The following is a 9,186-nucleotide window of genomic DNA, read 5'->3' as shown; positions in this document are numbered from 1 at the left end:
CGTCAAGAATTGGCGGAATTCCCGCTCATCATTACCCAGATGGGTGCCGTGGCAAGCCGTGAGCAGAATTGCGTTTCTGGCGAAGTCAGCAGAGGAACGGTGAGACGTAGAATAGCTACTGTGGTTTATCAATAAATAGCCCCAGTGATTACACGAAATCGAGCCGCTCGGCTAATGGTGTCTTTGCTTCTCCTTATCGGTCTTACCGTTGCTGTCGGTGCCTGCGCTCCCAGTGCCAATCCTCCCAAAGAAACGCCTGCGCCCAGTCCAATGTCTTCTTGATGAGAGCTTATCGGCTCAACCGAACTCTAAAACTGGCAATTTCCCAGGGAGCGATCGTTGGGGTCTGTTCCGATGCGATCGCTGCATCAATTGGACGCTCCAACACATCAACCGGATACTCGCATCTCACATTGAACACCTCACTACAAACCTGCAACCGGGCTGATTCTCCGTGACATTCGGAGCACCGCAAAATCCATTCATCGGCGTGATCCTCTGCTGGCTTCAATGCCATCAGCACTAAATTTTTCGCTTCTAAATTCAGCAGAGAACCAGATGAGGGTAGGATTTTCTCCAAAGTATGTTCCGGTTCGGAAATCAGTATTACCTGTAGAGGCAGATTCAACTCGTATCCCTGCCGCACAGTCTGAGCTGCCTTCCAGTCACCTCGATGGGGATAGAGGGCATAGGTGAAATGGTGCTGGCCGCGATCGGCTTCTGGATCGGGCCATGTGGTTCCTCGGAGTAATGTCAGACGGAGTTGATCGGGCTGAGCATCGTAGCCGTATTTGCAGTCGTTGAGGAGGGTGAGGCCGTAGGGGAATGGGGGAGTAGGGGAGTGGGGGAGTGCGATCGGGGAGCCAACATCGGTGAGGTCGGCCCAGTGGAGCGCGGGGACTTCCCATTGGGCTTTCTCGGCAGCGGTTTGAGGCCGGGTGGTGCGTTGAATGACGGCACAGGGAATTTCGTAGGTAGCGAAGTCAGCTTCCAGGTTGAGAGGAAAAGCGGCTTTCACAAGGACATGGCGTTCTTGCCAATCTACGGTGGTTTCGATTTTCAGCAGGGGAGAGCCTGTTTCCAGAATGTAGTCCTGGGTGAAGGTGGAACAGTTGAGGATACGAACGACTCGCAGACGCGATCGCACGTCGTTTTGCTCCATCCACTCAATCTGTTGTAACTTCGGCGCGGGTAGGGGATGTTGAGCATAGTTGGGATCAATATTCCAGGCATCCCAGTACTGCCCCTGATCGGTAAACGCTTGGAGTTGATTACCTGCCCCGCTTAAAACCTCGCGCTGGTTGGGTTTGTCAAATACGCTGACCAATTCTCCGCTATCAGAACTAACCGTAATTCGTAAATAGTCATTTTCGAGCCTGTAATCGCTAGGTGAGCTTACTGCATGGACTGGGTTAGCTTGCGCGGGACAGAGCCAGTAAGTGCGATAGCCGATCGCGGGAACGTTTTCTGCAAGGAAAGAAAGCTTACCCTGCCCTACCTCTAAGGAAAAATGCTGCTGGGCGATCAGCGATCCGTCTACGTCACAAATTTGCCAACCTGTGGATTGATCAGACTGCTGGATTTCCAGATCGATCACCTGCGATCGCACCCAGTTGAGGGAATTAAACACCACAATTGGTTTGGCTGCTGGATGAGGTGGAGGTGGCAGGGTAATCTGCTGGGCGATCGCCTGCAAGGACTGTTGCAAAATCTTTGTCCCGATCGCCTGTACCTGTTGCCACTGCTGATTCGCTTCCTCAAACACAGGCGTAATGGAAGAACCGGGCAGAATATCATGGAATTGGTTAAACAGGGTTTGCTTCCAGGCAACCTCAATATCGGATTTGGGGTAGGGCAGTTGGGTGGCGATCGTCGCCAGGGAAGCCCACAGTTCTGCCTGGTAAAGGAGTTCTTCCGATCGCCGGTTGGCTTGTTTCTGATCGGCATGGGTGGTGTAGCAGCCGCGATGGTATTCCAGGTACAGATCAGAGTTCCAGGTTGGTGGGGATTGGGGATTGGGGAGGTCAGAATTTTGAATTTTGAATTTTGAATTTTGAATTTCTTCCAGGTATTCTTGGGCGGTGCCAAATTTCAGGTGGGGGAAGAAGGGAGATTGTTGCCAGCGGCGAGCGACTTCGAGCATATCGCGGGTGGGGCCGCCCCCATGATCGCCAACACCGGGTAGCCAGAGGAGGGTTCTTAATCCGGTTTTCTGTTCCAGGTCCCAGAGGAAGCTGGTCATTTTTACGGGGTCAATGCCTTCCCCGATTGGAGCCGACATCAGGCTGAGAATCTGGGTGCCATCGGGAGCCTGCCATTGGAATAGTTCATAAGGAAACTTCGTGGTGTCGTTCCAGCGCAGTTTTTGCGTGACAAAGTAATCCACTCCCCCCTGTTTCAGGATTTGGGGCAATTGCCAGGTAAAGCCAAAGGTATCCGGCACCCAGGCGATCGGACAGATGGAGCCGAACTTTTCCTGGAGGTAACGCTGGCCATATAGAACCTGCCGCACTATTGATTCACCACTGATCAAATTTAGTTCTGGTTCAATCCAGAAGCCTGCCACCACTTCCCACCGTCCCACTTTGACCTGAGCTTGAATTTGAGCGAACAAGTCGGGACGGTGCTGCTCCATCCATTCATACAAGGCTGGAGTGGTGTGGCAGAAGGTGAGTTCGGGAAAGTCCTTTTGCAGATTGAGGACAGATTGGAAAGTGCGTTCGGCGGCTTTCCAGGTTTCTTTTACCGTCCATAACCAGGCCATATCCAGGTGGGCGTGACCCAGGAGTGTGATCTGCCGCTGGCGGATGGGTTCGGCAAGGGGAAGGAGGGTTTGGCGGAGGTGGAGGAGGGAGAAGGTGAAGGGGTGAGGGGAGTGGGGGAGTGGGGGAGTGAGAGTGGGCCAGTTGATTTGAGAGAGGGCTGTGGCCAGGGTGTCTAATTGGTCGGGTTGAAATGTTTCCAGGTAACTATGCAGGACGGCAATTTCGTCAGCAACGAAGGCTGGCTCGGGGGGATGGTTAGGGGATGGGGCTTCGTAGTGGCAGACGGATTTCATCAGGGCACCGTCATCGTGGCTGGGGCTGATGAACCTCAGGGCGATCGCAAACTCATCTCCAACCTGCACAGCAGGACTCAGCAGCAACCGGGGCGCACAATCAAATAAATCTCCTTCCTGGACTAACTGCCCATTAACATAAACCTGCGCCTGTTCAGCCCACCAGAGTAAGGCTAACCGTAAGCACAACCCTTCCAGAGGAAAACCGTGTAAATTTTGGGGCACTTGCAAGATTTGAGAGAACCATCGCACCTTACGGCCTTTGACCCAGGGATGATGATCGCGATCGTTCACCGTTCCAGCAGTCCAGTGCTGCCAGTTTGGCTGATTTAAGGCATCAGCTAGGGGCAAATCTCCGTCATAATAACGCCAGCCTAGTTGTACGCTGACTTGGCTGAGATCTCGGAGCCGTGCGATCGTGTCGGAAATCTGTTCGGATGGGGATAAAACGGGTTTGCTCACGGTGCTGCTTCACTCTACGCAGCCTCTATGATAATCGTGTCGCTACTTACCTTAATTAAGCTTCTCTACCTAAAAGGCAAGATCTATCTTTTAGTTGGAGATAAAGGCGATCGCGCCCTTTGAAGCTGAAATTACCCGTTTGATCCTTCTCCGGTGATGTTTCAGGACGATGGTTGGTTGATGGCAAATCAGTGGAGAGAAGAACTGGATGATGTCATTCGTGGGGTATCGGGTGGATTTCTGTTTGGTATTCCCTGCTCTACACAATGGAAGTTTGGTAGATTGGGGCGTCGGTTTCAATGTTGCGAGTGATGATGGCGATCGTGTTGACCTTTGGGATTGTGTTTATCCTGAACCGCACGGAAGGATTTCGGAAAACTGAGGATACGGATGCGGTGAATGCGGCTATCGATACGGTAGAGGCAATGGCGATCGGCATTGTCTGTGCCGGATTCATAAAGAAAATCCCCGCAGTGGCGAACTGACGTTACGAATCGGGAGTTATAAGGTGCCGTAGGGCAGGGAAAGAGATTCCATTCTATGTTCTAAATGGAGACTGACTTCCTTCGGATTCAAGAAGAATCTGCTGAAGATATTGATGACAAGACCAGCATAGGAGATCAAGAGATGGGCATCAGAAAGCAAGTACCAAGTGGTTCCGGTACATCTGGTGGGATAAAAGTATCTCAAGAGGTATTAGAACGAGAAAAAGCTGAAAAAGCTGCAGAAGAAGCTAAACTTGCCAGGATGACAGAAGTTGAGGGGGCGGCATATCGGGCTGCAAAGGAAGCTAAAAAGCGGGCTGAGGAAGATTTTTAACTGGCATCTTTCACAAATTCTGCTATTGTCGGCTTTCATCTACTCCTGCTAAGTAACGTGAGTTCGGGTCTAGCTAAACGTTAGAAAGCCTGACAAGCGATTACCGATCGCACCGATCGCAATGCCCGCACCGAAATCCCTCTGCATCAGACTGAAAGCCGAAGGCCTGGAGCAGAAATTGCCAGCGGCAGGTGCGAGTATTCAGATAAGTGGTCATCTGCTGGGTAGCGTGAAGTTGCGATCGCCCCACCTGATCCAGCTGCGTCTGAGATTTAATCTGGTAGTGAAAGGGATCAAGCCAGTCCAGCGCGCCGACGCTGTGCAGCAGGGAAAGGGCGATCGCTCCGTTCTGAAATTGACGGCCGACCTGACGTACTTCTCCCTGCTGGGGTAATTTGCGGACTAACTCCTGGGCAAGGCGATACTGCTTCTGGGTCTGGTCGGTGAAATACTGCCGTCGCTGTTTGTCCTCCGGGTCGAGCCAGCCTGTGGGTTCACTGATGAGGGTTAGAGCGATCGCGGGGAGGCCATCCCGTCCTGCCCGGCCAATTTCCTGCACGTATTCAGCCAATAAAGTTGGAGCATGGAAATGGATCACCCAGCGAGTGTTCGGCTTGTTGATGCCGAGGCCAAAGGCATTGGTGCAGACGACAAATTGTAGAGAACCGTTGAGCCACTGTTGCTCGATCTGTCGTCGTTCGACCGGAATCAGGCCCGCATGGTAAGGAGCGGTTTGAAAGCCTTGCTGAGTCAGCCACTCGGCCAGGGTTTCGCTATCTTTACGGGTGCGGACATAAACAAGTCCGGCCTGTCCCTGCTGCTGGCGAATGAATTGGAGTGATTGCTGTCGTCGCTGACGGGCACTCCAGACCTGTTGCACTTTCAAGCGAAGATTGGAGCGGTAGGGAGTCTGGCGGAAGCAGTGCGGATTGTCCAGTTGCAGAATCCGTTGAATGGTTTGCTGGGCCTCCGGATCGGCTGTGGCGGTAAAAGCGGCGATCGCAATCTGGCTTCCTTCAGGCTTATGCTTCAACAAGGCTGGCCTTACCGTTCCTAGTCGATAGTAAGCAGGTCGGAAGGTTTCGCCCCATTGCACCAGACAGTGTGCCTCATCCAAAACGAGAGCATTGATGGCTAGATTGGGCATACATAGCCGCTCCCAGATTGCCGAACTGAATAGGGTCTCCGGAGAAACGTAAAGGAGGCGCAACTGTTGCCGCTCCAGTGCCCACAGGACTTTTTGCTTCTGGGATTTGGGCAATTCGCTGTGCAGTAAGGCGGCGGGAAGATTGCGATCGCGCAACTCCTGCACCTGATTTTCCATTAACGCCACTAGGGGAGAAACAACTAGGGTTAAGCCCGATCGCACCAGTGCCGGAAGCTGAAAACAAATGGATTTTCCGGCTCCGGTTGGCATCACCACCAGCGCATCCTGCTGATTCAGCAAACACTGGACAATCTCCTTCTGGAGTGAACGAAATTCTGAATAGCAAAAGATTCGTTGCAGTTCTGCCTCGATTGATGGATTGGATCTTCTAGGAATTGATGAAGAAGCCATAGTTGTGATGCACCTTAAATGGCTTCAGTATTCCCCAGAGAGATTTTGGATTTGCGATTTTGGATTCTGGGGCCGCTACTGATGACCCGTCCACTGCCACGAAATTAATGAGATTTCCACGCAAATATGTTCTCTGCTTAACCAGGAATGACTCAGGACTATCTTAAGAAGCTTAAGAAGCCGCCTTTTTGCGGGTACTAGTGGTTGCCGTTGTTCGTTTAGTAGTTGTTTTTTTAGCCGCCGTTTTAGTACTAGAAGCCCGCTTCGTTGTAGTTTGCTTAGTCGTTTTTGGCTTTTCGTCGTCAGCCGTATCCGATGCCGCTTTCTTGCTACTGGCTTTAGTGGCTTTCGTTGATTTGCTGGATTTACTGGATTTCTTGGTGCTAGCCTTCGCTGCCAGCGCTGCTAACGCCGTTTCCAGTGTGATTCCCTCTACCGTCTGGCCTTCGGGAAGAGAGGCATTCACCTTGCCATGCTTGATATACGGCCCATACGGCCCATCGTAAATATTGATCGGTTCCTCATCGTCTGGATGCACGCCTAACTCGCGTAAGGGTTTAGCTGCGGCTCGCCGTCCCCGTCCCGCTTTAGGTTCTGCCAGGAGAGCCAGAGCACGTTCCAGGGTGATAGTGAGCACGTTATCATCACCTTTTAAGGAGCGGTATTCCTTGCCCTCTTTTCCCTGGTCATGCACCACATAGGGGCCAAATCGTCCCAGACTGGCCTGAACTTTGCCGCCTGTTTCCGGGTGCAATCCTAAAGTGCGGGGTAAGGCCAGCAGTCGCACGGCCATATCTAACGTGACATTCTCTGTCGTCACGCCTTTGGGCAGGGAAGCCCGTTTGGGTTTGGGATTATCCTCCGTGACATCGCCCAATTGGACGTAAGGGCCATAGGCTCCAATTAGCACATAAATTGGTTCTCCGGTTTCGGGATGGAAGCCAAGCTTTTCTGGGCCTTCTGTTTTTTGTCGCAGCAGGGTTTCCACCTGTTCCGGATCCAGGTCAGAAGGGGTCAGATCTTTGGGGATCGAGGCTTTCACCGTGCCCTCGTCGCCTTCCACTTCCAGAAATGCCCCGTAGCGGCCAATCCGCACTTTCGCGTCGAGATTTTCTAGTTCGATCGTTCGGGCCTCAGTCGGATCAATATGGCTTTCCCGTTCCTTTACCTGAGTTTCCAGACCTGATTCACCCAGGTAGAACTCTTTCAGGTAGGGAAGCCAATCCACTTCCCCGGTTGAAATATCGTCGAGGGTTTCCTCCATGCGAGCCGTGAAACTGGTATCGACCAGATCAGGGAAATGTTTCTCTAACAAAGAGGTAACGGCAAAGGCGGTGAAGGTAGGCACCAGGGCATTGCCGACCATCTGAGCATAGCCCCGATCAATAATTGTCCCAATAATGCTGGCGTAGGTACTGGGACGACCAATTCCTTCACTTTCCAGGGTTTTCACCAGGGACGCTTCTGTATAGCGGGCGGGGGGCTGGGTTTCATGGCCGATCGCCTCCAGATCCACGCAGGCTGGAGTATCACCTACTTGCAGACGAGGCAGAATGACTTCTTGATCTTCGATCGCCGCGTCGGGATCATCGGAACCTTCCACGTAGGCGCGGAAGAAGCCAGGGAAATCAATTCGCTTGCCCGTGGCCCGGAATCCGGCTTCTTCTACCTGGATTTGTACGGTGATATTCGTCTGCCGAGCTTCTGCCATCTGAGTAGCCACGGTTCGCTTCCAGATCAGGTCATACAGCCGCAGTTCCCGATCCTTCAGTCCCGTTTGCTGAGGGGTACGAAACGTACTGCCTGCCGGACGAATGGCTTCGTGGGCTTCCTGTGCTCCTTTAGATTTGGTGGAATATTGGCGGGGTTGAGGACTCAGATACTGAGTACCATACATCTCCTGAACGCAGGCACGGGCGGCTGCGATCGCCTGCTGCGACAGGTTCACGGAGTCCGTCCGCATATAGGTGATGTAGCCCTGTTCATAAAGGCTTTGAGCCACGCGCATGGTGTCACGGGCGGATAAACCAAGTTTTCGATTAGCCTCCTGCTGCAGGGTGGAGGTGGTAAAGGGGGGAGATGGTTTCCGGGTGACGGGGCGTTCTTCCAGGTTGGTCACGACCCAGGGGCGATCGCGAATGCGATCCTGTAAGGCTCTGGCTTCTGCTTCATTTAGCAGTACCACATTCCGTCCAGCAGCGACTTGACCCGTAGCTTCATCAAAATCACTTCCGGATGCGACTTTCACCCCATTCAGGCTGACCAGACGGGCCTCGAACTTCCCTTTGGCTTCTGCTACTTCCCCTCTGACTTCCAGGGTAGCTTTCAAATCCCAGTAGGATCCCTTGCGGAAGGCACGGCGTTGGCGCTCCCGATTTACCAGCAACCGCACCGCAACGGATTGTACCCGTCCGGCGGATAGACCAAAAGCAATTTTCTTCCACAGTAGAGGAGACAGAGTATAGCCCACCAGCCGATCCAAAATCCGGCGAGTTTCTTGGGCACGCACCAACTGTTCATCCACATCTCGGCAGTTTCGGATGGCTTCCTGGATCGCTTCCTGGGTGATTTCGTGGAAGACCATGCGTTTGATTGGCACCTTGGGCTTTAACAACTGCAACAGATGCCAGCTAATACTTTCTCCTTCCCGGTCTTCGTCAGTCGCCAGTACCAATTCATCGGCGTGTTTGAGAGCCTCTTTCAACTCTTTGACGACCTTCTTCTTGTCTTGAGGCACTACATACAGGGGTTCAAAGTCGGACTCTACATTTACACCCAGTTGTGCCCATTTCTCACCTTTGACACTGGCTGGAATGTCGCTGGCGGATTGGGGAAGATCGCGGACATGGCCCATTGAAGCCTCGACTCGATATCCAGCAGGCAAATAATTGCGGATCGTCTTGGCTTTTGTCGGAGATTCAACAATAACTAGAGTTGACATGGACTCGTTAACCGTTAAGAAGCAGTAATAGCCGATGGCATTAAACGACTCTACTGCAGTTTGTCACATAGACCACTATTACAGCAGAGTTCAGACAAATTCCTTATGTCTCTTATAGCTAATATTGACTGAATACCCATGCTTCCTTCACTTTTTCCAGGATCATCCGTATCATTACAATTCGCGATCGTCCTAAGGTGAGAAAACTGTCCTGACTAATCAAGCCCATCAGCCAGAGAGCCAATGGTTGACTGTAAAGCAGACAGGATCCTTACCCGATAGTAATTCCAGTCTGGTGACATCCTCCCGACACCGATGCTACGCATACGGTGCGGGCTTCCCAAGATC

The 9,186-nt window shown here is 52.4% G+C and carries 5 protein-coding genes; 2 read left to right on the top strand and 3 right to left on the bottom strand.

Annotated elements, in window-relative coordinates:
• Nucleotides 1–289 precede the first annotated feature (289 nt).
• On the bottom strand, nt 290–3,520 hold the full coding sequence (locus ACUVQO_RS21065; protein WP_445927790.1) for an alpha-mannosidase: 3,231 nt from the start codon (nt 3,518–3,520) through the stop codon (nt 290–292).
• 299 nt (nt 3,521–3,819) lie between these two features.
• Between ACUVQO_RS21065 and ACUVQO_RS21060 the strand changes: the two genes are divergently transcribed.
• Nucleotides 3,820–4,005, top strand: coding sequence for a DUF2391 family protein (locus ACUVQO_RS21060; RefSeq protein ID WP_445927789.1), 186 nt, complete (start codon nt 3,820–3,822; stop codon nt 4,003–4,005).
• Between the two features lie 64 nt (nt 4,006–4,069).
• A complete protein-coding gene (locus ACUVQO_RS21055; RefSeq protein ID WP_445927788.1) occupies nt 4,070–4,339 on the top strand; it encodes a hypothetical protein in 270 nt (89 codons plus the stop codon).
• A gap of 100 nt (nt 4,340–4,439) precedes the next feature.
• On the opposite strand, the gene ACUVQO_RS21050 is transcribed toward ACUVQO_RS21055, so the two are convergent.
• The gene (locus ACUVQO_RS21050) at nt 4,440–5,897 is read right to left on the bottom strand and encodes a RecQ family ATP-dependent DNA helicase (RefSeq protein WP_445927787.1); all 1,458 of its coding nucleotides are present in this window, start codon (nt 5,895–5,897) and stop codon (nt 4,440–4,442) included.
• 172 nt (nt 5,898–6,069) lie between these two features.
• The gene (topA, locus tag ACUVQO_RS21045) at nt 6,070–8,838 is read right to left on the bottom strand and encodes a type I DNA topoisomerase (RefSeq protein ID WP_445927786.1); all 2,769 of its coding nucleotides are present in this window, start codon (nt 8,836–8,838) and stop codon (nt 6,070–6,072) included.
• Nucleotides 8,839–9,186 lie beyond the last annotated feature (348 nt).

It is taken from the genome of Leptodesmis sp. (assembly GCF_052746595.1).
Note: the sequence above shows the minus strand (reverse complement) of the source record. Positions and strands in the feature narration are given on the sequence as shown.

What these genes read in the sequence shown, in the direction of transcription:
- ACUVQO_RS21060 (WP_445927789.1), top strand. Translation starts at nt 3,820, where the DNA reads ATGTTGCGAGTGATGATGGCGATCGTGTTGACCTTTGGGATTGTGTTT.
- ACUVQO_RS21055 (WP_445927788.1), top strand. Translation starts at nt 4,070, where the DNA reads ATGGAGACTGACTTCCTTCGGATTCAAGAAGAATCTGCTGAAGATATT.
- ACUVQO_RS21050 (WP_445927787.1), bottom strand. Translation starts at nt 5,897, where the DNA reads ATGGCTTCTTCATCAATTCCTAGAAGATCCAATCCATCAATCGAGGCA.
- topA (WP_445927786.1), bottom strand. Translation starts at nt 8,838, where the DNA reads ATGTCAACTCTAGTTATTGTTGAATCTCCGACAAAAGCCAAGACGATC.